Origin of the sequence: Streptomyces sp. NPDC096012 (assembly GCF_040426375.1) — a bacterium.
Lineage (GTDB): Bacteria > Actinomycetota > Actinomycetes > Streptomycetales > Streptomycetaceae > Streptomyces.
In genome coordinates this window covers 1-24,789 of the sequence record NZ_JBEOTD010000057.1, presented here as the reverse complement: position 1 = coordinate 24,789, position 24,789 = coordinate 1, and the positions used below count along the sequence as shown (strand labels likewise).

At 72.8% G+C, this 24,789-nt stretch carries 17 protein-coding genes; 10 read left to right on the top strand and 7 right to left on the bottom strand.

Annotated features, from left to right (window positions below):
• Nucleotides 1-26 precede the first annotated feature (26 nt).
• The 3 genes from ABVB68_RS34150 to ABVB68_RS34140 all read right to left on the bottom strand — a co-directional run bounded on the left by ABVB68_RS34150 (nt 27) and on the right by ABVB68_RS34140 (nt 5,722).
• The gene (locus tag ABVB68_RS34150; protein WP_353605082.1) at nt 27-1,541 is read right to left on the bottom strand and encodes a DUF5719 family protein; all 1,515 of its coding nucleotides are present in this window, start codon (nt 1,539-1,541) and stop codon (nt 27-29) included.
• Entirely contained in the window at nt 1,538-5,233 is a 3,696-nt protein-coding gene (locus ABVB68_RS34145; RefSeq protein ID WP_353605081.1) for a glycosyltransferase, read from the bottom strand. Before ABVB68_RS34145 ends, ABVB68_RS34150 begins: the two co-directional genes overlap by 4 nt.
• A 225-nt stretch (nt 5,234-5,458) precedes the next feature.
• Nucleotides 5,459-5,722 carry a WhiB family transcriptional regulator gene (locus tag ABVB68_RS34140; RefSeq protein ID WP_003975777.1) on the bottom strand — a complete coding sequence of 88 codons (264 nt, stop codon included), beginning with the start codon at nt 5,720-5,722 and terminating at the stop codon, nt 5,459-5,461.
• Nucleotides 5,723-6,418: 696 nt separating this feature from the next.
• On the opposite strand from ABVB68_RS34140, the gene ABVB68_RS34135 reads away from it, so the two are divergent.
• From ABVB68_RS34135 to ABVB68_RS34120, 4 genes are all read left to right on the top strand, one after another.
• Nucleotides 6,419-6,925: a cysteine dioxygenase gene (locus ABVB68_RS34135; RefSeq protein ID WP_353605080.1), complete on the top strand. Its 507-nt coding sequence runs from the start codon at nt 6,419-6,421 to the stop codon at nt 6,923-6,925.
• 33 nt (nt 6,926-6,958) lie between these two features.
• Nucleotides 6,959-7,918 (top strand): 2-phospho-L-lactate transferase, encoded by a 960-nt coding sequence (gene cofD / locus ABVB68_RS34130; protein ID WP_353605079.1) that lies wholly within the window; start codon nt 6,959-6,961, stop codon nt 7,916-7,918.
• Nucleotides 7,915-9,222, top strand: a complete 1,308-nt coding sequence (locus ABVB68_RS34125; RefSeq protein ID WP_353605078.1) for a coenzyme F420-0:L-glutamate ligase — start codon at nt 7,915-7,917, stop codon at nt 9,220-9,222. The genes cofD and ABVB68_RS34125 overlap by 4 nt, the downstream gene beginning before the upstream one ends.
• Before the next feature lie 237 nt (nt 9,223-9,459).
• Entirely contained in the window at nt 9,460-10,482 is a 1,023-nt protein-coding gene (locus ABVB68_RS34120; protein ID WP_353605077.1) for a DNA-3-methyladenine glycosylase family protein, read from the top strand.
• A 368-nt stretch (nt 10,483-10,850) separates the two neighbouring features.
• On the opposite strand, the gene manB is transcribed toward ABVB68_RS34120, so the two are convergent.
• On the bottom strand, nt 10,851-11,933 hold the full coding sequence (gene manB / locus ABVB68_RS34115; protein ID WP_353605076.1) for a mannose-1-phosphate guanylyltransferase: 1,083 nt from the start codon (nt 11,931-11,933) through the stop codon (nt 10,851-10,853).
• A gap of 259 nt (nt 11,934-12,192) precedes the next feature.
• Nucleotides 12,193-13,608: a peptidoglycan recognition protein family protein gene (locus tag ABVB68_RS34110; protein ID WP_503006499.1), complete on the bottom strand. Its 1,416-nt coding sequence runs from the start codon at nt 13,606-13,608 to the stop codon at nt 12,193-12,195.
• Nucleotides 13,609-13,737: 129 nt separating this feature from the next.
• Here ABVB68_RS34110 and ABVB68_RS34105 point away from each other — a divergent pair, with 129 nt between their 5' ends.
• The 4 genes from ABVB68_RS34105 to ABVB68_RS34090 all read left to right on the top strand — a co-directional run bounded on the left by ABVB68_RS34105 (nt 13,738) and on the right by ABVB68_RS34090 (nt 19,864).
• Nucleotides 13,738-14,493, top strand: a complete 756-nt coding sequence (locus ABVB68_RS34105) for a TIGR03089 family protein (RefSeq protein WP_353605074.1) — start codon at nt 13,738-13,740, stop codon at nt 14,491-14,493.
• A 366-nt stretch (nt 14,494-14,859) separates the two neighbouring features.
• Nucleotides 14,860-16,038 (top strand): LCP family protein, encoded by a 1,179-nt coding sequence (locus ABVB68_RS34100; RefSeq protein ID WP_503006490.1) that lies wholly within the window; start codon nt 14,860-14,862, stop codon nt 16,036-16,038.
• 231 nt (nt 16,039-16,269) lie between these two features.
• A complete protein-coding gene (locus tag ABVB68_RS34095; RefSeq protein WP_353605072.1) occupies nt 16,270-18,024 on the top strand; it encodes an LCP family protein in 1,755 nt (584 codons plus the stop codon).
• A 244-nt stretch (nt 18,025-18,268) separates the two neighbouring features.
• Nucleotides 18,269-19,864 carry an LCP family protein gene (locus ABVB68_RS34090; protein WP_503006497.1) on the top strand — a complete coding sequence of 532 codons (1,596 nt, stop codon included), beginning with the start codon at nt 18,269-18,271 and terminating at the stop codon, nt 19,862-19,864.
• Nucleotides 19,865-19,981: 117 nt separating this feature from the next.
• Here the strand turns inward: ABVB68_RS34090 and ABVB68_RS34085 are convergent, their stop codons facing one another.
• A complete protein-coding gene (locus tag ABVB68_RS34085; protein ID WP_353605070.1) occupies nt 19,982-21,010 on the bottom strand; it encodes a glycosyltransferase family 2 protein in 1,029 nt (342 codons plus the stop codon).
• Between the two features lie 128 nt (nt 21,011-21,138).
• On the opposite strand from ABVB68_RS34085, the gene ABVB68_RS34080 reads away from it, so the two are divergent.
• Entirely contained in the window at nt 21,139-22,659 is a 1,521-nt protein-coding gene (locus tag ABVB68_RS34080) for an LCP family protein (RefSeq protein WP_503006489.1), read from the top strand.
• 40 nt (nt 22,660-22,699) lie between these two features.
• Here the strand turns inward: ABVB68_RS34080 and ABVB68_RS34075 are convergent, their stop codons facing one another.
• The gene (locus tag ABVB68_RS34075) at nt 22,700-23,275 is read right to left on the bottom strand and encodes an acyl-CoA thioesterase (RefSeq protein ID WP_503006488.1); all 576 of its coding nucleotides are present in this window, start codon (nt 23,273-23,275) and stop codon (nt 22,700-22,702) included.
• A 92-nt stretch (nt 23,276-23,367) separates the two neighbouring features.
• Between ABVB68_RS34075 and ABVB68_RS34070 the strand changes: the two genes are divergently transcribed.
• Entirely contained in the window at nt 23,368-24,693 is a 1,326-nt protein-coding gene (locus ABVB68_RS34070) for an LCP family protein (protein ID WP_353605068.1), read from the top strand.
• Nucleotides 24,694-24,789 lie beyond the last annotated feature (96 nt).

The following is a 24,789-nucleotide window of genomic DNA, read 5'->3' as shown; positions in this document are numbered from 1 at the left end:
CCGGGCCCTGGGCCGTCGTGGCCCGGCTACTTCTGCAGCACCGAGAGGTCCTCGTCCGTCCTCGGCACCGACACCGTCCCCCGGTCGTTCGGGAGCGTCTGGATGGTGAAACCGGGGACGCCTTCCTGGGTGGACGCGAGGGTGCGGGAGGCGTACACGGGGCCGCCGGAGACGGACTCCACCGTCAGGGCGTAGGTGCCCTTCAGGCCGGCCGGGGCCGGGGCGTCGATGTCCTGGGTGGTGCCGGACTTGATCGTGTAGGTCTTCGTCACCGCCGTACCGCCCTCGCTGCCGGCCGAGGCCGTGACCTTGACCGTGGCGGTGGCGGTGGGCGCCGTGAGCGCGAGGGTGGAGCCCTTGGCGCTGTTGTCGGCCGAGGTCGCGCGCGTGCCGACGGGGGCCGTCGCCGGGATGTAGGCCGTCTCCTGCTTGTCGCCCTTGCCGCGCACGACACGGAGGGCGGCGACGACCGGGACCGCCTGGTCGGTGGGCGTGAGGACCAGCGAGCCCGCCTCGCCACGGGTGACGTCACCGAGGTCGGCCGCCGTGGTCATGCCGGACTTGACGTGCACGGTCTCGTTCCCGGCCGGGGTGATGGGGCCGTCGGGCGAGGCGAGGCGGACCTTCAGGTCGGCGTCGTCGCCGCCGGGCGTGAAGGCGATCAGGCGGACGTCGGTGGCGTCCTTGGGGATGCCGGGCAGGACCAGGCTGCCGGCCGGGTCGGCGGCCGCGGCCAGCCAGTCGCCGCCGGACCTGTCGTCCAGGGCCTGCACGGCCGCCCCGACCCGTCCGCTGCGCACGCCGACGTGCACGGTCAGATCGCTCAGATCGGCGTCGGTGAGCGTGGAGAGCAGGATCGGCTCGCTCGTGTGCGGCTTGACCGTGAGGTTCTCCCCCAGCGGCGACTTGATCGCCCCGTCCTTGCCGTACAGCTCGATGTCGACGACGGCGGCGGAGTCGTCCGGGTTGGTCAGGTGCACGTAATCGGTGCGGCCGGTGGCCGTACTGGCCCCCGGGAACCAGAACTCGGTGTCCGCGGCACCGCAGTTGACGCCCTGCAGGCCCCGGCCGGTGCCGGCGGCGACCTCGGTGGTCTGCTGAACGGTCCAGCCGGGCGCGAACCTGCCGTCGGCGGTGCCGATCAGCGCGGGCGTGTCGGAGCCCGAGGTGTCGCCGGTGGCCGGGGTGCCGGGCGCCTTCGGGGTGAGCACCGGCTGCTCCGCCTTCTTGGTGTCCTTGCCCTTGCCGCCCTTCCGGGTGCCGTCCGCGCCGCCCGCCGACTCCTCGGTGGCCGCCTGGAGCCGGGCCGTGCCGCCGCTCGGGCTGCCCTGGGTCACGGGCGTGAACGACGTGTACGTCGTCTCGGCGATGTCCGAGATGCTCGGCGCCGGGCAGAGCAGGCCGGTGCGCTCCACGGGCAGCCGGGCGGCCGCACCGGGGCCGGCCGCGCCGGAGGCGGACGGGCCGTCCAGCGCGGCGAACGCGGTGACGGCGGCCAGCGCGGTGGTGCCGGCGATCAGCGACAGGGTGGTGCGGTTCACTGCTGGCTCCCGTCGGGGCGCTCACTGCCGGTGCCGTGCGGCGGCCGGGCCGGGTCGTAGCCCTGCTGGGCGGGGTCGTAGGCGGGGTCGTACGCCGGGTTGTAGCCCTGCTGGTAGGCCGTGGGGTCGTACGGCGTCCCGTCGCCCGTGCCGCCGTAGGCGTAGGGGTCGTACGGGGCGGCCTGGTACGGGTCGGGCGGGTAGGTCTGCTGGTCGTAGCCGGTGCCCTGGTACTGGTCGGTCCGGTACTCGCCGGCTCCGTAGCCGGTGTAGCCGGGGTCCGGGTCCGTGTAGGTGGCCGGGTTCCACTCGTCGTAGGACTGCTGGTGCGGTACGGCGGCCGGGTGCTGTTCCGGTGGCGGCGGGGTGCCGGGCGGCTCCTCTGCGGCCGGTTCCTCGGCCTGGGCGCGCAGGCGGCGGGCGCGGCGGCCCTCGCCGGCGGTGGCCTGGGCGGGCACCGGCTGCTCCTCGGGGAGATCGTCGTCGACGTCGCGGCGGCGGCCGGGCAGCGCGAGGACGACCAGGACGACCGCGAGGGCGCCCTGGACCCACAGCCAGGCGGTGTGGCCGAGGGGGGCGTCGTGGACGACGTCCAGCCTGCCGCCCGAGGAGGACAGCTGGAAGCCCTGGGCCCAGCCGTCGACGGTGGTGCGGGTGAGCGGCCTGCCGTCGAGGGTGGCCGTCCAGCCGTCGGAGACGGCGTCGGCCAGCCGCAGGACGCGGCCGCCGGATCCGGCGGGGATCGTCGTGTGGATCTCGACCGGGCCCGCGGTGACCGGCTGGGCCTTGCCCGAACCGCCGGCGGGCACGATGGCGGCGCGGGAGACCTCCTGGTCGACGCGCCACAGGGCGCTGCCGTCCTGCTGGCTGAGCCGGGCCAGGCCGGGCGTGGCGTCGAGGATGCGGGTGATCTCGCGGGGCGCGCCCTTGTGCACGAGGACGTAGCGCACGGCGAAGCCGCCGAGTTCGTCGGCCTGGTCGGCACCGGAGCCGGCGACGAGGTTGGCGACGACCTTGGCCAGGCGCGGGTTCTCCCCGTCGGCCGCGGTCAGTTCGGCGTCCCCCAGCCGGGCGCCGGAGCCGCGGACCAGGGCGTAGCGCACGCGTGCGGTGGAGTCGCTGTCGAGGACGAGGGTGCGCGCCCGGTCGCCGCCGGCGGAGTCCTCGGCGACGAACGCGGGGACCTGGGCGGGGTCGCGGCGCTCCAGCGGGCCGTCCGCGCCGCCGATCATCCAGCCGGCCGCGACGAGCAGGGGGCCGGCGGCGGAGGCGAAGGCGATGAGGGCGGCGACGGGCTGGCGCCAGCCGAAGCTCTGCTCGGCCACGCGCGAGCGTGCGCCGTCGGCGCCGAGGGCCGCCGCGGACAGCAGCGCGAGGCCGTAGACCAGGGTGGCGGGGCCGGCCCACGCGGACCGGTTGGACAGCACCGCGAAGACGAGGCCCAGCAGCGCCACGGCCCAGGCGGTGCGGATGCCCAGCCGCCGCTCGGAGCGCAGGAGTGCGGCGAGGGCGGCGAGCACGATGCCGATGAGCATGAGGCCGTGCACCGTGCCGGCTCCACCGGGGCTGGCGCCGAGCAGATCCAGCGCGGAGGCGGTGGAGGGGCCGTAGTCCAGGCCCGCCTCGCGGAAGAAGCCGGCCGGCAGGAGGGTCAGCGACCAGGGGGCGAGGACCAGCAGCGGGGTGCCGAGCTGGGCGAGGAAGCGCAGGCCGTGGGCGAGGAGGTCGCCGCGACGCAGGACGAGCACACCGAGGCCGAGGACCAGGGCGAGGGGCCAGACGATCGGCGTGAAGGCGGTGGTGATGGTCAGCAGCAGCGCGTACGCCCAGGTGGCGCGCCAGCTGCCGCGGGCGCCGGTGCGGCTCGCGAGGCCGCTCGCCGCGATGCCCGCGCGCGCGATGAGCGGCAGCAGGACGGCGAGGACGGCGGTGCCGATGCGGCCGCCGGCCAGGGCGCCGGTGGTGGCGGGCAGGAAGGCGTAGGCGATGGCCGCCCAGGCCCGCAGCAGCCGGGAGGTGACCAGCGGGCGGGAGGCGAAGTAGGCGGTGCATCCGGCGAGCGGCACTGAGCAGACCAGCAGGACGGTGACCGCGAGTCCGGTGGAGCCGAGCAGGAGGGAGGCGAGCGTCGCGACGATCGCGAGATACGGCGGTGCGGCCGGGGTGCCGCCGGTGCCGACCGAGTGCCAGGCGTCCAGGTAGCGGGACCACAGGTCGCCGGCGCCGGCCGGGGCGGGCAGCAGGGCGCCGCCGGTGAGCGCGCCGCCGCCGAGGAGGCCGCGGCAGGCGACGAGGGAGACCAGGAGCAGGACGAGGAAGAGCAGCGGGCCGGGTTTGCGGGCGATCCGCCTGAGTCGGGCGAACTGCTCGATCTCCAGGAAGTCGGCGTCGTCGCCGCCGGGCCCGGACTCCACGGCGCCGCCGTGCCGGCCGGCGGAGGTGGTGTCGGCGTCGGAGCCGCTGCTGAAGTTGCCCGCGACCTGCTCCACGGTGGCCCGGACGGTGGCGCCGGGCGGCGGGAAGAGCCGGCGCAGTTCGGCCTTGTCGATCTGGTCGGCGCCGCGGCGGCGGCGGGCGGCGATGATCCGCTCGGGCCGCAGCAGGGTGCTCAGCAGGCCGCGGATCTCGTCGACGGCCTGGCCGGGGACCTTGCCGACGAGGTAGGCGACGGTTCGCAGGAGGGTGCCGAGGACGAGCCGCAGCAGCACCCAGGGCAGGGCGGCGGTGCGGGTGTTGGCGAGCAGGGTGTAGACGGCGCCCGCTTTGTCCACCTTGTGCGGGGATGCGGTGGTGCGGCCCGCGCAGTCGACGGTGCGGCGCTCGCGGGAGGCGGCCTCCGCGTGGCGGACGACCGCTTCGGGGGCGACCAGCACGCGGTGGCCGGCGGAGTGGGCGCGCCAGCACAGGTCGACGTCGTCGCGCATCAGGGGCAGCCGGCGGTCGAAGCCGCCGAGCTGTTCGAAGACGTCGCGGCGGACGAGCATGCCGGCGGTGGAGACGGACAGCACGGTGCGGACGTGGTCGTGCTGGCCCTGGTCCTGTTCGCGGCGGTCCAGGCCGGTCCAGCGGCGGCCGGAGTTGGCGATGGAGACGCCGACCTCCAGCAGCTGCCGGCGGTCGTACCAGCCGCGCAGCTTGGGGCCGACGATCGCGACGTCGTCACGGCCGAGTTCGAGTTCGTTGTCGACGACCCGGAGCAGCTGGGCCAGGGCGTCGGGCTCGGGGGCGCAGTCGTCGTGCAGCAGCCAGAGCCATTGGACGGGCTCGCCGTGCGGCAGTTCGGGCAGGTCGTAGGCGTCGTCGCGCCAGCTGCGCGTGACGGGGTCCCAGCCGCTGGGGCGCTTGAGGTAGGGCAGTTCCTCGGGGGTGAGGACCGGGGCGGTGCGGCACGCCTCCTCCACGGCCTGGCCGAAGCCGGTGCGGCGGGCCAGGTGCAGCACGTTGCCGTCGCCGAGGGCGTGGGTGAGCTGCTGGGCGGAGTCGTCCGCGCTGCCGGTGTCTGCGGCCACCGCGTGCTGGACGGGGCGCTCCTGGCCGAGCAGGCCGGCGAGCGCGTCGGGCAGCCAGCGGGCACCGTCGTGGGAGACGAGGACCGCGGTCACCACGTGACGCGGGAACTCGGGCGGGCGGGTCGGGTCAAACACGGCGGTGGCAGCGTCGTGTTGGGCTGCCGCATGGCTGTGCACGGACATCGAGGTACGGGCCCCGGTTCGATGGACTGCGGTGGACGCCCGCGACTCCTCGGGGGGCGAGGGGACGGCGTGGCGTCTCGGACGAGCGCCCACACTATCGGCTGGCCATGACGACGGCCCGCCGCCTGTGGACAACCCACCGGCGACGGGCCGTTCGTGAGGTTCTCGTGTGTGTGTACGCGGGCGCGCCCGTGTGCGTGCTGTGCGCGCCGCCGGATGCCCGCGTCAGACGGCGGCCTTCTTGAGCCGACGCCGTTCCCGTTCGGAAAGGCCGCCCCAGATACCGAATCTCTCGTCGTTGGCGAGGGCGTACTCGAGGCACTCGGAGCGGACCTCACAGGCGAGGCAGACCTTCTTCGCCTCTCTGGTGGAGCCGCCCTTCTCGGGGAAGAAGGACTCGGGGTCGGTCTGGGCGCACAGCGCGCGCTCCTGCCAGCCGAGTTCCTCGTCCGCGTCGTCGACCAGCAGTTGCTGCACCAGCTCGGTCATGTGCGCCCCTCGTCTGTCTTCGCGTCCCCGTGCGTGGCCGATGCCGATTTCGGCTGAACGACACGAGTGAAATTACAAGTGTGCTGCTCCGGGCGAGTCAAGCCGAGATCTGCTATTGGGCCCGTTATTCACTCTGCGGAACCAAGGCCAAGCGGAAAGTGTTCAAATCGCCATAAACCTTGACACGCAGAAGGGACCCACGGGATGGCCGAACCCCGTACAGCTCTCTGTACGGAGAAGGACGTCTCCGTGTTCGGTCGCGTTCCGTGAGGCTCGTGCGCTCGGATGTGCCCCATGTGTCCCGGTGCCCGGGTGAACAAACCTTTCACCTGACAGTTGAACCGGATGAGGTGAAACATGTCCCACATACCGGGCGTCGAGTTGACAGTGCGGGTGTGAGCCGATGTCCTAGTGGGCATGCTCGCGAACTCGGCTTCCACCTCGACCCGCACCGCCGGGTCCCACGGTGCTGCCCGCGCGCGCTGTAGCTGTTGTCGTCCCAGCTGTTGAGCCGAGCCCGCTCCGGCTGTCCCGAGTCCCTCCCGGCTCGGTCGCGTCCCTCCCGGTGATCCCTCATCCAGGGCACCCCGCGTGATCCCTCACCCAGGGCACCCCGCCCGCCCGTGACCCGGGCGGACCGTACGCGCCACCCAGCTCCAGCCCCCCACTTCTCCCGCCGAGGACCACCGCATCCCCATGAACAACGACAACGACCTCCAGATCGCCGGCGACATCCTCGAGGCCGCACACCTGCTCCAGCCGCCGCGCGAGCACCCGGCCACCGTCGCCGAGTTCGCGGGCCTCGCCCGGTCGATCGCCGCCGACCGCTCCCAGTGGGCGCACCTCGTCCGCTACGACGCCACCACCCGCTGGTACCACCGGCTGCGCACCGGCCCCGGTTACGAGGTGTGGCTGCTGTCCTGGGTGCCCGGCCAGGGCAGCGGCCTGCACGACCACGGCCGCTCCTCCGGCGTGCTGACCGTGCTGGTGGGGAAGCTGACCGAACACACCGGGCGCGACACGCGCGTGCTCGCGGCGGGCGCGCAGCGGGTCTTCGCGCCGGGGTACGCGCACGAGGTCGTCAACGACGCCCTGGAGCCGGCGGTCAGCCTGCACGTCTACCACCCGGGCCTGACCGAGATGCCGATGCACACCGCGCAGGCCTGCGCGGCACGCACGCAGCCGCGTTCGGTGACTGCCTGACGCGTTGTCGTATCGGCCTGCGAGACTTGGCCCATGCGCATTGTGGTTCTGGCAGGCGGCATCGGCGGTGCCCGTTTCCTGCGCGGTCTGAAGCGGGCCGTGCCGGACTCGGACGTCACGGTGATCGGCAACACCGGCGACGACATCCACCTCTTCGGGCTGAAGGTCTGCCCGGACCTGGACACGGTGATGTACACGCTCGGCGGCGGCATCAACGAGGAGCAGGGCTGGGGGCGGACCGACGAGACCTTCCACCTCAAGGAGGAGCTGGCGGCCTACGGCGTCGGCCCGGACTGGTTCGGGCTCGGCGACCGGGACTTCGCCACGCACATCGTGCGGACGCAGATGCTGGGCGCCGGCTATCCGCTGAGCGCGGTCACCGAGGCGCTGTGCGACCGCTGGAAGCCGGGTGTGAAGCTGATCCCGATGACCGACGACCGCGTGGAGACGCACGTCGCGGTCGAGGTGGACGGCGAGCGCAAGGCCGTCCACTTCCAGGAGTACTGGGTGCGGATGCGGGCCTCCGTCCCCGCCGAGGCCGTGGTCCCGGTGGGCGCCGAGCAGGCCAAGCCCGCGCCGGGCGTCCTGGAGGCCATCGCGGCGGCCGACGTCATCCTCTTCCCGCCGTCCAACCCGGTCGTGTCCATCGGCACGATCCTCGCCGTGCCCGGCGTCCGGGAGGCCATCGCGGACGCGGGCGTGCCCGTGGTCGGCCTCTCCCCCATCGTCGGGGACGCGCCGGTGCGCGGGATGGCCGACAAGGTGCTCGCCGCGGTCGGCGTGGAGTCCACGGCCGCCGCGGTCGCCGGGCACTACGGCTCGGGGCTGCTGGACGGCTGGCTGGTCGACACGGTGGACGCGGCCGCTGTCGAGCGGATCGAGGCGGACGGCATCCGCTGCCGGGCCGTACCGCTGATGATGACCGACGTGGACGCGGCCGCGCAGATGGCGCGGGAAGCGCTGGCGCTGGCCGAGGAGGTGCGGGAAGCATGAGCGAGGCGCGCCCGCAGTACACGGTCCGGGCCCTGGAGAACATCCCCGAGGTCCAGCCGGGCGACGATCTCGCCAAGCTGATCGCCGCCGCCGGACCCGAGCTGGCCGACGGGGACGTGCTGCTCGTCACCTCCAAGATCGTCTCCAAGGCCGAGGGCCGGCTGGTGCACGCGGCCGACCGGGAGGCGGCCATCGACGCCGAGACGGCCCGGGTAGTGGCCCGGCGCGGCGTGCTGCGCATCGTGGAGAACCGGCAGGGTCTGGTGATGGCCGCCGCCGGCGTCGACGCCTCCAACACCCCGGCGGGCACGGTGCTGTTGCTGCCGGAGGACCCGGACGCGTCCGCACGCGCGATCCGCGACGGCCTGCGCGACGCCCTGGGCGTCGACGTGGGGGTGGTGGTCACCGACACCTTCGGGCGCCCCTGGCGCGCGGGGCTCACGGACGTGGCGATCGGCGCCGCCGGAGTGCGGGTGCTGGACGATCTGCGCGGCGGCACGGACGCGCACGGCAATCCGCTCAGCGCGACGGTGGTGGCCACGGCCGACGAGCTGGCCGCCGCGGGTGACCTGGTCAAGGGCAAGACGGCCGGACGGCCGGTCGCGGTGGTGCGCGGGCTGCCCCACGTCGTGGCCGACGGGGACGGCGAGGGCGCGCGGGCGCTGCTGCGCCCCGCGCGGGACGACATGTTCCGGCTCGGCACCTCCGAGGCGGTCCGGGAGGCCGTGACCCAGCGGCGCACGGTCCGGGCCTTCACCGACGAGCCCGTGGACCCCGGCGCGGTCCGGCGCGCGGTGGCGGCGGCGGTCACCGCGCCCGCCCCGCACCACACCACGCCGTGGCGGTTCGTGCTGCTGGAGTCGGCGCAGTCCCGGACCCGGCTGCTGGACGCGATGCGGGACGCCTGGATCGCCGACCTGCGCCGGGACGGCAAGAGCGAGGAGTCCGTCGCCAAGCGGGTCCGCCGCGGCGACGTGCTGCGCAACGCGCCGTATCTCGTCGTGCCCTGCCTCGTCATGGACGGCTCCCATCACTACGGGGACGCCCGGCGGGACGGCGCCGAGCGGGAGATGTTCGTCGTCGCGACGGGTGCGGGCGTGCAGAACTTCCTGGTCGCGCTGGCCGGGGAGCGGCTGGGCTCGGCGTGGGTGTCGTCGACGATGTTCTGCCGGGACGTGGTGCGCGAGGTGCTCGGGCTGCCGGCCGGGTGGGACCCGATGGGCGCGGTGGCCGTCGGTCATCCGGCGGAGGAGCCGAGGCCGCGTCCGGAGCGGGACGCGGGGGCGTTCATCGAGGTGCGGTGAGCTTGCGTACGGTGAGTCTCCGCGCGGAGAGCTTCCGTACGGTGAGCTTCCGTACGGATCCGTACGGTGAGTTTCCGCGCAGGCGGCCGCCACGACCGCGCGGCCTCACTAGTCTCATGGGGCGGCCCCGTCCCGTAGGACAGCGCCGTCCCGTGGAACAAGCCGTCCTCCGCGACAGCACCGTCCCGTAGGCCAGTCGGTCCCGCACGGCCGGCCACCACCCCTAGGACCTCACCCATGGCAGGACGCTTCGCCCCGCGCCCCACGCGCACGACCGTGCGCGGCGGGCACGTGGGCGTACCCGCGGGGGCGCGCGCGGGGATACCGCGGCAGGCGGCGGGCCCTGCCCGGGTGCGCAGGTGGGCGCCGGACGGGCCGCTCGACCTCGGGCTGGTGCTCGGGCCGCTACGGCGCGGCCCCGGCGACCCGACGTTCCGGGCCACGGCGGACGGCGCGGTGTGGCGCGCCGCCCGTACGCCCGCGGGTCCGGGCACGTTGCGGGTGCGGGCGCACGGCGGTGAGGTGCTCGGCGAGGCGTGGGGGCCCGGCGCCGAATGGCTGCTGGCCGGCCTGCCGGAGCTGCTCGGCGCGGCCGACGACCCGGAGGCGTTCGTGCCCCGGCACCGGGTGGTGGCGCTGGCCCGGCACCGGCGGCCGGGGCTCAGGCTCACCCGGACCGGGCTGGTGCTGGAGTCCTTGATCCCGTCGGTGCTGGAGCAGAAGGTCACGACCGACGAGGCGTACCGGGCCTGGCGGCTGCTCGTCCGGAGGTTCGGGGAGCCGGCGCCGGGGCCCGCGGGCCTGAGCGAACGGCCGATGTGGGTGATGCCGGCGCCGCGGACCTGGGCGCTGATCCCCTCTTGGGAGTGGCACCGGGCCGGGGTCGACGACAAGCGGGCCTCGACGATCCTGCGGGCCGTGCGGGTCGCCGAGCGGCTGGAGCAGGCCGTGGGGATGCCGGCGGCCGAGGCTCAGGCACGCCTGCAGGTCGTACCGGGAATCGGCCCGTGGACGTCGGCGGAGGTCGTACAGCGCAGCCACGGCGCACCGGACGCGGTGACCGTCGGCGACCTGCATCTGCCGGGAATCGTGGGATGGGCCCTGGCGGGCGACCGGCACGCCGACGACGCCCTGATGCTGCGGTTGCTGGAGCCGTACGCGGGACAGCGGCACCGGGCCGCGCGGCTGATCCTCCTGAGCGGCCACACCCCGGCCCGCCGCACCCCGAAGATGCCCCGGGTGGACATCGGCCTGCTCTGATCCCGACGCCCCGCAAGGAGCGCGAGGAACCGCGCAACCACCGACGGGGCACCGGACACGAGCGGCATGCCCGAAGAGGCGCGGGGAACTGCACGACCGGCCACCCACCAGCCGCACCCACCACGCGAACCACCCCCGACCGACCGCACACCCCACGCCACCAGCACCCCCGAGGGGCGCGGGGAACTACGCGACCGGCCACCCACCAGCCGCACGGACGAACGAGGCGAACCACCCCGAACGGCCGGGGGTGGGGGGGGGGGGGGCCCCGGGCGCGCCGGAGGGGGGGGGGGGTGGGCGCCCCCCCCCGCCGCGGGGGGGGGCGGCGCGCCCCCCCCCCCCCCCCCCCCCCCGCCCCCCCCGCCCCGCTACTGGTCGGAGGAGAACCGCACCGCGCCCGCCGGGATGCGGGCGTCGCACCACACCCGTACCCCCTCGCGCAGCTCGTTGTCGGCGCCCACGACCGCGCCGTCGCCGACCACCGTGCCGGTGAGCACCGACCGTTCGCCGACCCGGGCGCGGGTGCCGATGAGGGAGTCGGTGATGACGGCGCCCCGTTCGACGACGGCGCCGGGAAGGATGGCCGAGCCGGAGACGTGCGCGCCCTCCGCCACGAAGGCGCCCTCGCCGACCACCGTGCCGCCCGTCAGCTTGGCGTCGGGGGCGACCGTCGCCGTGGGCAGGACGAGCCGGTCGCCGCAGCGGCCGGGCACGGCCGGAGACGGGGCACGGCCGAGGACCAGGTCGGCGGAACCGCGCACGAAGGCGGCCGGGGTGCCGAGGTCCAGCCAGTACGTGGAGTCGACCAGGCCCTGCAGGTGGGCCCCGGCGGCGAGCAGGCCGGGGAAGGTCTCGCGTTCCACGGAGACCGGCCGGCCCACCGGGATCGTGTCGATGACCGAGCGGCGGAAGACGTACGCCCCCGCGTTGATCTGGTCGGTGACGATCTCCTCCGGCGTCTGCGGCTTCTCCAGGAAGGCGAGGACGCGGCCGGTGCCGTCCGTCGGGACGAGACCGTAGGCGCGCGGATCGGTCACCCTCGTCAGGTGCAGGGAGACGTCCGCGCCCGTCGACTCGTGGGTGGCGACCAGGGCCCTGATGTCGAGTCCCGTCAGGATGTCGCCGTTGAAGATCAGCACCGGGTCGTCGGGGCCGGAGCGGAGGCGCGAGGCCACGTTGCGGATCGCGCCGCCGGTGCCGAGGGGCTCGTCCTCGGTGACGTACTCGATGTGCAGGCCGAGGGAGGCACCGTCGCCGAAGTAGGGCTCGAAGACCTCGGCGAGATAGCTCGTCGCGAGGACGATGTGCTCGACGCCCGCCGCCCTCGCCCTGGCCAGCTGGTGGGTGAGGAACGGCACACCGGCCGCCGGGACCATCGGCTTGGGGGTGTGCACCGTGAGCGGGCGAAGCCGGGTGCCTTTGCCGCCGACCAGGAGGATCGCTTCTGTCACCTGTCGTCTCTGCTTCCTGCCGGGACCGGCCGAACTACTCGTCACTACTCGTTTCGGCGGGTCAGTGTATGCAGACCGGGCGACGACGTCCCGACGGCCGCGCGGTGTCCCGTGGGATCGCGGCCCGGATTCCCCCGCACGCCCCCTCCGCCTCCCGGCGCGTACGACCCCGCCGGCCGCTCCGGCGTGGCCTGGCTCCCCGCCCCCGTCGGGCCGCTCCCGCGCCGCCGCCTCCGTCCTCCCGGCCGGCCGTACGGTCTCAGCGTCCCTGGTAGCGCGCCGCCCTGGAACGGACCGTGCCGAGTGTGGCGTAGAGCTTCTTGCCGGGGCACGTGGTGGCGTACCCGTCCCGATGTCCGGAGATCACATTGAGCCGGACGCTCTCTCCGTTGGCGTAGAGATTGCCACCACCCGAGGTGAGATACGTCTTTCCGCGCGGATCGGCCTTGTAGAGCCCGAGCTTCCACGCGGCGAGCCTGGCGACCGCGGTCACGGCCGCGCTCGACGGCTTGCTCGTGCCGTAGCTGCCGATGACGGCGATGCCCATGCTGTTGGTGTTGAACCCGAGGGTGTGGGCGCCCAGGACGGCCTTCGCCACGCCTCCGGCCCGGCCCTCGTAGACGGTTCCGCACTTGTCGACGAGGAAGTTGTAGCCGATGTCCCGCCAGCCCATGCTCTTGACGTGGTAGCGGTAGATGCTGCGGATGACGGAGGGGGCCTGGGCGCACGTGTACTTGTTGCCCGAGGCCGTGTGGTGCACGAACGCCGCCTTGACCTTCTTCGTGTAGACGAACCCGCCTTCACGCAGTGACTCGTCCGCGCCCCAGCCCCGGCGCGTGACGATCCGCGGGCGCGGCCCGATGTGCGGTTTCGCCTCGACCGGGCCCTGGAGCCGGGCCAGTTCCTGCTCGGTGTGCCGCTGGTCCAGCCCGGGGATCACGGTGGCGCCGAAGCCGGTGACGTCGGTGTTGGCCTGCGAGGCGGCGATCGCCTCTGCCGTGTCCAGCCCGGTGTGGGGCTCGTCGGCGGGTACGCCCTCGGGTGGCGGCTCCTCCCCCGGGTCGACGAGTTCCAGGCGCAGCCCCGAGGGCAGTGCCGCCCGCGGCCGCGCGCCCTGTCTGCCCCGCAGGCCGGCGCCTTCGGCAAGGACGCGTACGTCCACGCCGTCCGAGTCGCCCACCCACAGCGGCGCGGTCGCCCCGTGCACCCGCACCGAGGTCCGTTCCGCCGTGCCCGGGTCGGCACCGTGGTCGGTGTTGTGGGTCTCGACGTCCTGCCAGCCCGACCACTGTCCCGACGCGGCGGTCCGGGTGCGCACCTGGACCAGGCCGTGCAGTTCGGTGTCCGGGTCGTCCCAGACGACCCCGACCATCGAGAAGCGATCGATGTCCACGCGGTGCAGGCCCTGCTCGGCGGCGGCGCCCGCGACGCGGTCCCGGGAGAGGGGGACCAGGGGCAGCGAGCGGGTGGTGCCCGGGATCCCGGACGCGTGGGACGCCGAGGCCGCCGGGGCCGCGGTGAGTTCGGCGGGCGCCGGGAGCGCACCGGCCCGCGAGGGCGCGCCGATCGCGGCGGGCGGGGCCGGCGGACGGGCGGGGGCCGCGGCGTACGAGACGCCGGTCGAGGAGACGACGAGCGCGGAGGCGCCGATGAGGGAAGTGAGGAATCCACGCATGACCATGATCATGAACATAGCCGTACAAATCTGTCCAATGATGAACTGACGGAGTGTCGGCAAACGCTCCGCCGGACCGGTGGCTCCGGTGCTCGGTGCGCGTGGCCGCCCGCGCGTACCCTGTGCCGGGTGAACGCCACCGATCGCACCCCTGCCGACCTGCTGACTTCCGCGCTCGCCGCGGACCCCGGCCGCCCGCTGGTGACCTTCTACGACGACGCCACGGGCGAACGTGTCGAACTGTCCGTGGCCACCTTCGCCAATTGGGTGGCCAAGACCGCCAATCTCCTTCAGGGCGACCTCTCCACGGGCCCCGGCGACCGCGTCGCGCTGCTGCTGCCCGCGCACTGGCAGACGGCGGTGTGGCTGCTCGCCTGCTCCTCGGTGGGTGCGATCGCGGACGTCGCCGGGGACCCGGCGCAGGCCGACGTGGTGGTCAGCGGGCCGGACTCGCTCGAGGCCGCGCGCGCCTGCCGCGGTGAGCGGGTCGCGCTGGCCCTGCGTCCGCTCGGCGGGCGATTCCCGCAGCCGCCGCAGGGATTCCTCGACTACGCCGTCGAAGTCCCGGGCCAGGGCGACCGGTTCGCGCCGTTCGCGCCGGTGGATCCGCAGGAGCCCGCTCTCGTCGTGGCCGGCCGGGAGTTCGGCGGGGCCGAGATCGTCGAACTGGCGTCGGCGGCGGCGCCGTCCCTGGACCTGACCGGACCGGGGTCCCGGATGCTGTCCGCTCTGCCGTACGACACCTGGGAGGGGCTCTGTGCGGGGCTGTACGCACCGCTGGCCGCGGGCGGGTCCGTGGTGCTGTGCCGTCACCTCGACCGGCTCGACGAGGACGCGCTCACCCAGCGGATCGAGAGCGAGAGGGTGACCGCGGTCCGGCGCTAGGACCGCTCCGGGGTGCGGCTTCGCCGCGGCCCGCCGCCACGACCACTCGGCCGTGCGCTCTCTCCACAGCCCCCCGCCACCACCGCTCGACGGTGCGGTCTCGCCACGACCCCCGCCACCACCGCTCGGCCGTGCGCTCTCGCCACAGCCCCCGCCACCACCGCTCGACGGTGCGGTCTCGCCACGACCCCCGCCACCACCGCTCGGCCGTGCGCTCTCGCCGCGGCCCGCCGCCCGCTCGCCCGGGGCCGCAGGCGGCCGCGGTTCGCCCGTCCGGAGTAGTAAAGGGCGCCCTCGGGCCGCCTTCCCCGCCATCGTCGTAGGAGCAGCAGGTGATGCTCGTACGCCATGAGGGGGTGCCCGGTCGTGACGGACACCGCGGGCAGCCCCCTCGGTCCCGGTCCCGGGGCCTCCGCCACCGGTGAAGGGCTCGTGCGGCGGCGCCGACGGCGGTGGCTGCGCGTCTCGGCGCTGGGCGGCGCCGGGCTCCTCCTGGCGGCCGCCGGGGCCGGCTGGGCCGTCTACGCCAAGCTCAGCGGCAACATCACCGCCGACGAGGCGGCCGCCGCCGAGCTGGCCCGGTACGAGCGGGAGCGGCCCACGGCGCTGGTGCGGGGCGCGCAGAACATCCTGCTCATCGGGTCCGACACCCGGTCGGGGGACGGCAACGGCAAGTACGGGCGGGACCTCGGCACCGAGCGCTCCGACACCACGATCCTGCTGCACCTGGCGGCGGACCGGGCGAGCGCCACCGCCGTCTCGCTGCCCCGGGACCTGATGGTGGACATCCCCGGCTGCCACCGGGCGGACGGCAGCCGCAGCGAACCGGTGTTCTCGATGTTCAACCACGCCTTCCAGGTGGGGGGTTCGGCGTGCACGATCCGTACCGTCGAGAAGCTGACGGGCATTCGGGTCGACCATCACATGGTCGTCGACTTCAGCGGGTTCAAGGAGATGGTGGACGCCGTCGACGGCGTGACGGTGTGCCTGAAGGAACCCATCGACGACAAGGCGGCGAAGCTGAAGCTGCCCGCGGGCCGGGTGACCCTCGACGGGGAACAGGCGCTCGGGTACGTGCGGGCGCGCAAGTCGCTCGGCGACGGCAGCGACACCGAGCGGATGGAGCGGCAGCAGCGGTTCCTCGGCGCGTTCGCCGACAAGGCGCAGAGCAACGGCGTCCTGCTGAATCCGGCGAAGCTGTATCCGGTGCTGAACGCGGCGACCTCCTCGTTGACCACGGATCCGGAACTGGCCAGTCTGCGCGGCTTGTACCAGTTGGCGCGCGGGCTGCGGGACATCCCCACCGAACATGTGCAGTTCCTGACGGTGCCGAGGACGTCGTACGGCTACGACGCCAACCGTGACCAGCTCGTGGAGCCGGAGGCGGAGAAGCTGTTCACGCGACTGCGGGCCGACCGGCCGGTGGTGGTGACCCGATATCCACAGGAGATTCAGAGGAAGTCCGCGGAGAGAGGCGGCGGGAACGGCGCCTCCCCCGCCCCGACCTTCTCCGGCAACACCGCCGCCGAGCGCTCCTGCGCGTAGGGCGATCGCAGGGGCGATGAACTTTCATTCAGAAAATGAGGTGGATTGCCCAGTTGTAGGCACGACGAATTTGTCATCGGCGTCGCTCGACGCTGAACTGGGCGGATAGTGTGAGCGATCCGGTGCACCTGACCGCGAGGTCCGTCCTGGGGTCGCGCACCGATTCACCGAGACCCGAGCGCCTCGTAGGGGGAAGGCGCCGCGTGGCCCCGACGGAGGATTCGGACAACCGTGGACGCGCAAGGCCGTGGGCGGGCGGACAACATCGACCCCGCAGACCAGTGGGTGCTCAATCCGAACACCGGCGAATACGAGCTGCGACTGAGCCCTTCCCCAGCGCAGTCACCGGTGCCCGGTCCCCGCAGACCGGCACGGGGCGACGGGGGTGCGCCGCGCCGTCGTGAGGACCCGGCGCCCGGCGAGCCCCGGGAGGCACGCCGGGTGCGCCCGGGTGACGTGCCGCCGCCGCGCAACCGGCGCCGGGGCGCCGAACCGGAGGCGCCGCAGGGGCGGCGCGCGGCCCGGCGGCCGGTGAAGAAGAAGTCGAAGGCCAAGAAGGCGCTGCTGTGGACCGGTGGGTCCATGGCCTTCGTGCTGGTCGCCGTGACGGCCGCCGGTTACCTCTACATCAAGCACCTGAACGACAACATCACGTCCATCTCCGACGACGGCGCGAGCACGGGTGGCTTCCGCAAGGACCAGGCGATCAACATCCTGCTGATCGGCACCGACAAGCGGACCGGCGCGGGCAACAACGGCTACGGCGACGCGGGCAGCGTCGGGCACGCCGACACAACGATTCTGCTGCACGTCTCCAAGGACCGGTCCAACGCCACCGCGCTGAGCATCCCGCGCGACCTGATCGTGGACGTCCCGGACTGCCCGACGGAGCAGAAGGACGGCACCGAGAAGGTCATAGGGGGCACGTCCGGCACGCGGTTCAACACGAGCCTCGGGCAGGCCGACCGCACGCCGAGCTGCACCATGCGCACGGTGACCGCGCTGACCGGGATCAAGCCGGACGACTTCATGGTCGCCGACTTCAACGCGGTCAAGACGCTGACCGAGGCGGTCGGCGGTGTCGAGGTCTGCCTGGGCAAGGACATCGACGACCCGGACTCGCACCTGAAGCTGTCCAAGGGCACGCACAACATCTCCGGCGAGCAGGCGCTGGCGTTCGTGCGCACCCGGCACTCCGTCGGCTTCGGCGGCGACCTGAGCCGGATCGGTCTCCAGCAGCAGTTCCTGGGCGCCCTGATGCGCAAGCTGAAGGGGAACGCCACGCTCACCAGTCCGACGAAGATGGTCGCGCTGGCGGAGGCCGGCACGAAGGCGCTGACCGTCGACGACAAGCTGAAGAGCATCGGCAAACTGAAGGACCTCGGTCTCGAACTGGGCAAGCTCAACCCGAAGAACCTGACCTTCACGACGGTGCCGGTGAGGGACAACCCGGCCGACGGTGTCGTGCACAAGACGGTGATCGTCGACCCGGCCCTGGCGCCGCAGGTCTTCGACGCCATCAAGAACGACGTCTCCTTCACCGACGTGAAGAAGAAGCAGAAGGCCGCGAAGGACGCCCAGGCCGCCCGCCTGAAGGGCACCAAGGCCCCCGCCTCCGAGGTGCGGGTGCGCATCCTCAACGGCGGGGCCGCGGGGGGAAGCGCCCAGGCGGTGCTCAACTGGCTGCAGAACGACGAGGGCGTGACCAAGTCGGAGAACGCGGGCAACGCGCCCGCCGCGCTGGCCAGGACCACGCTCGAGTACGCGCCCGACCAGGCGGCCCAGGCCCGCCGGCTGGCCGCCGTCATGGGACTGTCCGGCTCCGCGCTGAAGCCCGGCAGGAGCGTGACCAACGCCCAGGGCCTGCCGGCGATGACGCTCACCCTCGGCAAGGACTTCAAGGAGGCGGGCGTCTCCCTCACTCCCGCGACAAAGGCGCCGAAGGTCGACAAGTCGACGGCGGACAAGGTGCAGTGCGCCTCATAGCCTCATGGTCACAGGACGCCGTGAAGCGGAAGGAATTTCCCATTCCCGGATCGATAGACTTTCGTATGAATACCTATCCTGTCCCATGACTTACGGATGAGTCGCGACTCGTAGGTAACCCATGGGGCCCGTCGTGCGTCTAACTGGACGCGGGACGGGCCCGTTGCATGGCGTGAGGGTGGGGAGGGCGGGGGAATTGGCGCAGAGCGAGGTGCGTGGGGAGGCTCCTGCGGCCGGGGACACGATGTCGCTGAAGCCGCAGGCCTCGGATGCGTCGGCGGGTACCGGACGGCGCAAGGGCGGGCGGCGCGCGGATGGGCCGAAGACCGACCGGCGGCGGCGCAGACGGCGCGCCCTGCGCTGGTCGGCGATCGTGCTGGCGGTACTGATAGTCGGCACCGCGGGTGCCGGCTATCTGTACTACCAGCATCTCAACGGCAACATCCAAAAGGGCAGGCGCAACAGCGCCGACGACTCAAAGGCGCACCGGACCCAGCCGAACGCGGCCGGCCAGACACCGCTGAACATCCTGCTGATCGGCTCCGACAGCCGTAACTCCGCCGAGAACGTGAAACTGGGCGGCAGCAGGGACCACCGCGGTGACCCCCCGCTCGGGGACGTCCAGATGCTCATCCACCTGTCCGCGGACCGCAAGAGCGCGTCCATGGTCAGCATCCCGCGCGACACCCGGGTCGACATCCCCAGGTGCACGGATCCGGAGACCGGCAAGGTCTACCCGGCGGTCAACGACATCATCAACGTCAGCCTGGCCCGGGGCGGCGCCGGCTGCACCCTGGCCACCTGGCAGAACCTCACCGGGGTCTACATCGACCACTGGATGACGATCGACTTCTCCGGTGTGGTGCGGATGGCCGACGCCATCGGCGGTGTCGAGGTCTGTGTGCGGCAGAACGTCTGGGACCACCCGACCGCCTCGGTCCCCGGCGGCTCCGGCCTGAGGATGACGGCCGGGACGCACAAGGTGAAGGGCGAGCAGGCCCTGCAGTGGCTGCGCACCCGGCACGCCTGGGGCAGCGACCTGATGCGGGCCCGGGCCCAGCACATGTACCTGAACTCGATGATGCGCACGCTCCGGCAGCAGAACGTGTTCACCGACACCGGCCGGCTGATGAACCTGGCGGAGGCGGCGACCAAGTCGCTGAAGGTCTCCGAGGAGATCGGCACGGTCAAGAAGCTGTACGACCTGGGCATGCAGCTGAAGTCGGTGCCGTCGGACCGCATCACGTCACTGACCATGCCGAACCTGACCGACCCCCTCGACAGCAACCACGTCGTGCCGGACAAGGCCAATGCCGACAAGGTGTGGCAGATGCTCCAGGACGACGTGCCGTTCGACAAGAACGGCAAGGACTCCGGGGCGAAGAAGCCCGCGCCCGGCAAACCGGCCGGCAAGCCCTCGGTCGAGCCGGGCCGGCTGGGCGTACTGGTGCAGAACGCCACCCGGACCGCCACCGAGGGCCCGGTGCCGCAGCGGGCGAGGGCGATCGGCCAGGCGCTCGCGCAGCAGGGCTACGTCAGGGCGACCGCCGACACCTCGGGCACGCTGTCCGAGGACCGGACGGTCGTGCGGTACCCCAGCGCGGACCTTCGGGGCGATGCCCAGGCCGTGGCCAAGGCACTCGGCATCCCGCTGAACGCGGTGAAGCAGTCGACGGACGTCTCGGGGGTCACGGTCGTCGTCGGCGCCGACTGGCGCACCGGCACGACCTACCCCGAGCAGGCCGCCCCGAAGGCGGGAGACCTGCCCCAGGGCAGCGACGCCGTCAACGGCTCGGACACCACGAAGTGCATGGACGTCTACAACATCTACCGCTGGTAGCGGGAAACGGCAGGGGCCCCTTCTCCGAGGAAGATCCAGAGAGAAGGGGCCCCGCGTTCTGTCCGGGTCCGTCGCTCAGGCCCGCCGCCCGGGAGAGGCGGGCCGTGGCCGCGACGGTCAGCCGGAGTTCACCACGGCCGGCCGCCGGGAGGCGATGACCTTCTTCGCCAGGGACCTGGGGCTGGTCAGGAAGCCGAAGCCCCACGACATGTGCATGGTGGCCAGGGCCACCGGGATCTGCAGCCGGGCCTTCAGCGGCAGGCCCCTGCCCGCCGGGACCGAGCCCGCGGCGATCGCCGCCAGGTAGCCGCCCGGTATCACCAGACCCCACGGGGTCAGCGCCACGCCCACCACCAGGCCCGCGGCCAGGGCGCACACCGCCGTCGGAGGGGCGAGGTAGCGCAGGTTGATGGAGCCCGAGTGGTAGCGGGCGACGACGTGCCGCCAGCGGCCGTAGTCCTTGTACTGCTTGGCCAGCGCCCGCACCGAGGGACGCGGGCGGTACGACACCCTCAGCTCCGGTGAGAACCAGATCCGGCCGCCCGCCTCGCGGATGCGGAAGTTCAGCTCCCAGTCCTGGGCGCGGATGAACTCCTCGTTGTAGCCGCCCTGTTGCTCCAGGGCCTCGCGGCGGAAGACACCGAGGTAGACCGTCTCGGCGGGTCCGGCCTGGCCGCCGGTGTGGAATGCCGCGTTGCCGACCCCGATCTTCGAGGTCATCGCGGCGGCGACCGCGTGCTCCCAGTCGTTCTCGCCCTCGGCGTACATGATGCCGCCGACGTTCTGCGCGCCGGTCTCCTCCAGGAGGCGGACGGCGGTGGCGATGTAGTTCGGCGAGAGCATGCCGTGGCCGTCGACGCGGACCACGATCGGATGCCGGGAGGCCTTGATCGCCGCGTTCAGCGCCGCGGGCGTGCGGCCGGTCGGATTCGGGACGGTGTGCACGCGGGGGTCTTCGGCGACCAGCTCGGCGGCGATCTCGTCCGTGCGGTCCGTGGACGGACCGAGGGCGATCACGACCTCCATCTCGCCGGCGTACTCCTGCGCGAGGATCGCTTGGACGGCCCCGCGCAGATGCCGTTCCTCGTTGAGGACGGGCATGATCACGGAAACAGCGGGGAGCCGCACGTCGGGCTTGGCGTTCATAGGACGCTCACGTTACCGCGAACGGGGGACACCGGTGCGCGCCGCCGGGACCGAGACGCGGGCTGGAGATCGTATCGCCCTACTGTGCTCACGGATCCCACGTACGGCCTCGTCCGGAGGTGTCCTCCTTGTCCAGCCCGCCTCGGTCCCCGTCCCCCACTGCCGGCAGCGGGGGAGGAGCCTCCAGGCCGCAGCGTCGCCCGCGGCCGCCCCGCAGAGTGCCGCCCGAGCGGCCCGTGAGGTCCGTCCGGCCGCCCAAGCGGCCCCGCTGGGCGATGCGGGCGGTCAGCACCCTGTCGGTGGTGGTGCTCGCCTCCGCCGGCATCGGGCACGCCGTCGTCACCAGCCTGGACGCGGGCATCGCCCGGATCGACGCCTTCAAGGACATGAAGAACCGGCCCCGCGCGGGCCACGGCATGAACGTCCTGCTGGTCGGCACCGACGGCCGCGACAAGATCAGCGAGCGGGAGCGGCGCGCCTACCGGCTCGGCGGTCAGCCCTGCCACTGCACCGACACGATGATGATCGTGCACATCTCGGAGGACCGGGAGCGGGCCACCGTGGTGAGCCTGCCGCGCGACTCCTACGCGGACGCCCCCGCGCACATCGACCAGAACTCCGGCCGGTGGCACGGCGCGCACCCGATCAGGCTCAACGCGGCCTACGCCGAGGGCGGCCCCCAGCTGACCATCCGCACGGTCGAGAACATGACCCATGTGAAGATCGACCACTATCTGGAGGTCGACTTCACCAGCTTCATGCGGACGGTGGACGTGCTCGGCGGGGTGCGGGTCTGCACGCCGACGCCGCTGAAGGACTCGTACACCGGGCTCGACCTCGCGCCCGGCACGCACACCCTCATGGGCGGGCAGGCGCTGCAGTACGTGCGGGCCCGGCACCTGGACGGGGCGAGCGACCTGGGCCGGATGAAACGGCAGCAGCGGTTCATGGCCGCGCTGATCGAGAAGGCCACCTCGTCCGGGGTGCTGCTGAACCCGATCAAGTTCCGGGACGTGACCCGGGCGGTGCTCGGCTCGGTCCGCGCCGACGCGGGCTTCCACACCGACGAGCTGCTCGACCTGGGGCGCGCGATGCGGAGCTTCTCCCCCTCCTCCTCGGAGTTCACCACCGTCCCCATCGGGCGCCTCGACGTCCCGGTCAAGGGCATCGGCTCGACCCTGAAGTGGGACCAGGCCAAGGCCGACCGGCTGTTCCAGGCGCTGCGCGACGACCAGCCGCTCACGGCGGACCGGCCGCACCACGGCCCCGTGGTGGCACCCGTGGAGGTCGACCCGCGGCAGATCCGGGTCCTGGTGGCGAACGGCACCGGCACCGTCGGGCTCGCCAAGCGGGTCGACGCGGCACTCGCCTCGACCGGCTTCGCCACCACCCGCCGGCCGGTGACGGCGCCCGCCCACGTGCCGCGGACGGTGATCTCCTACGACCCCCGGTGGGACCGCTCCGCCCGCACCCTGGCCGTGGCCCTGCCCGGCAGCGAGCTGCGCGCGGTGCCCGGTCAGGGGCCGCTGATGAAGGTGACCGTCGGGACCGGCTTCAGGACGGTGGCCAAGGTGCGGTTCGCGGACCCCGGGCAGCCCGAGCAGAGCGTGGTGCGGGGCAACGAGGTGGTGTGCTCCGGGAACGCGTAGGGCGCGGTTCGGGGGCGGGACACCGCCCCCGGGCCGCCGGCTAGTCCTCGAAGCCCTCGGCGGCGCGCCTCTCGCGCAGTTCCCGGATCGCGCGGCGGCGGGCCAGCCGGTGGGTGCGGCGGATCTGGGCCTCCTGGTTGCGGCGACGGTCCCGCTCGGTCTCCGGCTCCACCGGCGGCACCCGGCGCGGCTTGCCGTCGGCATCGACGGCGGCGAAGACCAGATAGGCCGAGCCCACCTGGGTGGCCGGGGCCGACTCGTTCCAGCGCTCGGCCAGGACCCGGACGCCGATCTCCATGGAGGTCCGGCCGGTCCAGTTCACCTGCGCCTTCACATGGACCAGGTCGCCGACCCGCACCGGCTCGAGGAACACCATCTCGTCCATCGACGCCGTGACGGCGGGACCACCGGAGTGCCGGCCGGCCACCGCGCCCGCCGCGTCGTCGACGAGCTTCATGATCACGCCACCGTGCACGGTCCCCAGCAGGTTGGTGTCGTTGTGGGTCATGATGTGGCTGAGCGTGGTGCGCGAGGCGGACGTGGGCTTGCCCGGGAGGTCCGTCTCCATGTCCGCGGCCTGGTCTGTCATGCCCTCCACCTTATGCCGAAGCGACATTCGCGGAATTTGTGTCAGCTTCGCAACAGCGACGCCCTGATTTTCCGACATCTCTTGTAAGGCACACACCACTGCCCTGCACACTGGGGCGCATGAATGACTGGCCCGAGGGATGGTCCGACGACAATCGCGGCTCCCGCTACGGACACGGCAGTGCCGGCGCGCAGCCGGAGGGCGCCCGCGTGATGCGTCAGGTGCGGCGCGGCCCGGCGGTACCGCCGGGGCAGCGCTCCGGCTACGGCAACCCCGGCCCGTCGGCGCCGCCGTACGGCGCCGGTGTCCCGCAGCAGCCGTCGTACGTCGACGGCCGGGGCTACGACACCGGCTCCGGTTACGACGAGTACGACAGCGGTTACAACACGGGCCAGGTCTACGGCAGTCCCGGGGGCGGCGGACCCGGCGGTCCGGCGGGCGGGCCCGTCCGGGCACCGCGTCCCGCACCGAACTGGCGGCGCCGGATCAAGTGGACGGCGATCACGGTGGCGACCGTGGTGGTCGTCACGTCCGTGGCGACGTACTTCTGGGCCGACTCCAAGCTGCGCCGCGAGGTCGACCTCTCGACGGTCATCGACCGGCCGCAGGCGGGCGACGGCACCAACTACCTGATCGTCGGCTCGGACAGCCGTGAGGGCATGTCCAAGGAGGACGAGAAGAAGCTGCACACCGGTCGCGCCGAGGGCAAGCGCACCGACTCGATGATGATCCTGCACGTCGGCAGCAACGGCGACACGCTGGTCTCGCTGCCGCGCGACTCGGACGTGGTGATCCCGTCGTACAGGGGGTCCACGTCCGGGAAGACCTATCCGGCGCAGGGCCGGCACGAGAAGCTGAACGCGGCCTACGCCGAGGACGGGCCGACGCTGCTGGTCCGCGCGATCGAGTCCAACACCGGTCTGCACATCGACCACTACGTGGAGATCGGCTTCCAGGGCTTCGCCAACATCGTGGACGCGGTGGGCGGTGTCGACATAAACATCGACAAGGGCTTCAAGGACAAGTGGTCCGGCGCCGACTTCAAGGCCGGCAAGCAGACCCTGAACGGCCAGCAGGCCCTCGCCTTCGTCCGCACCCGGCACGCCTTCGCCGCCTCGGACCTGCAGCGCACCAAGAACCAGCAGAAGTTCCTGGCCGCCCTGGCCCACCAGGTGGCCACCCCGTCGACGGTCCTGAACCCGTTCAAGCTCTACCCGACCATGGGCGCGGGCCTGGACTCGCTGATCGTCGACAAGGACATGGGCCTGTGGGACCTGGCCTCGATGTTCTGGGCGATGAAGGGCGTCAACAGCGGAGACGGCACGTCCATGAACATGCCGATCTCCGGTTCCTCGGGCGGCAACCTCCTCTGGGACAAGGCGAAGGTGAAGACTCTGGTGAACCAGCTGAACAACGACGAGAAGGTCACCGTCTCCGGCAACTAGCTGTACTCGGTCATGACGTTGGTGACAGTCGGCTGATCGGGGGCTGGCCTGCGAGCGCGGTGTGTCGGCGTCGAGTGTTGTAGAAGTTCAGCCACG

What these genes read in the sequence shown, in the direction of transcription:
- ABVB68_RS34145 (WP_353605081.1), bottom strand. Translation starts at nt 5,233, where the DNA reads ATGTCCGTGCACAGCCATGCGGCAGCCCAACACGACGCTGCCACCGCC.
- ABVB68_RS34140 (WP_003975777.1), bottom strand. Translation starts at nt 5,722, where the DNA reads ATGACCGAGCTGGTGCAGCAACTGCTGGTCGACGACGCGGACGAGGAA.
- ABVB68_RS34135 (WP_353605080.1), top strand. Translation starts at nt 6,419, where the DNA reads ATGAACAACGACAACGACCTCCAGATCGCCGGCGACATCCTCGAGGCC.
- cofD (WP_353605079.1), top strand. Translation starts at nt 6,959, where the DNA reads ATGCGCATTGTGGTTCTGGCAGGCGGCATCGGCGGTGCCCGTTTCCTG.
- ABVB68_RS34125 (WP_353605078.1), top strand. Translation starts at nt 7,915, where the DNA reads ATGAGCGAGGCGCGCCCGCAGTACACGGTCCGGGCCCTGGAGAACATC.
- ABVB68_RS34120 (WP_353605077.1), top strand. Translation starts at nt 9,460, where the DNA reads ATGGCAGGACGCTTCGCCCCGCGCCCCACGCGCACGACCGTGCGCGGC.
- ABVB68_RS34110 (WP_503006499.1), bottom strand. Translation starts at nt 13,608, where the DNA reads ATGCGTGGATTCCTCACTTCCCTCATCGGCGCCTCCGCGCTCGTCGTC.
- ABVB68_RS34090 (WP_503006497.1), top strand. Translation starts at nt 18,269, where the DNA reads ATGTCGCTGAAGCCGCAGGCCTCGGATGCGTCGGCGGGTACCGGACGG.
- ABVB68_RS34085 (WP_353605070.1), bottom strand. Translation starts at nt 21,010, where the DNA reads ATGAACGCCAAGCCCGACGTGCGGCTCCCCGCTGTTTCCGTGATCATG.
- ABVB68_RS34075 (WP_503006488.1), bottom strand. Translation starts at nt 23,275, where the DNA reads ATGTCGCTTCGGCATAAGGTGGAGGGCATGACAGACCAGGCCGCGGAC.
- ABVB68_RS34070 (WP_353605068.1), top strand. Translation starts at nt 23,368, where the DNA reads ATGAATGACTGGCCCGAGGGATGGTCCGACGACAATCGCGGCTCCCGC.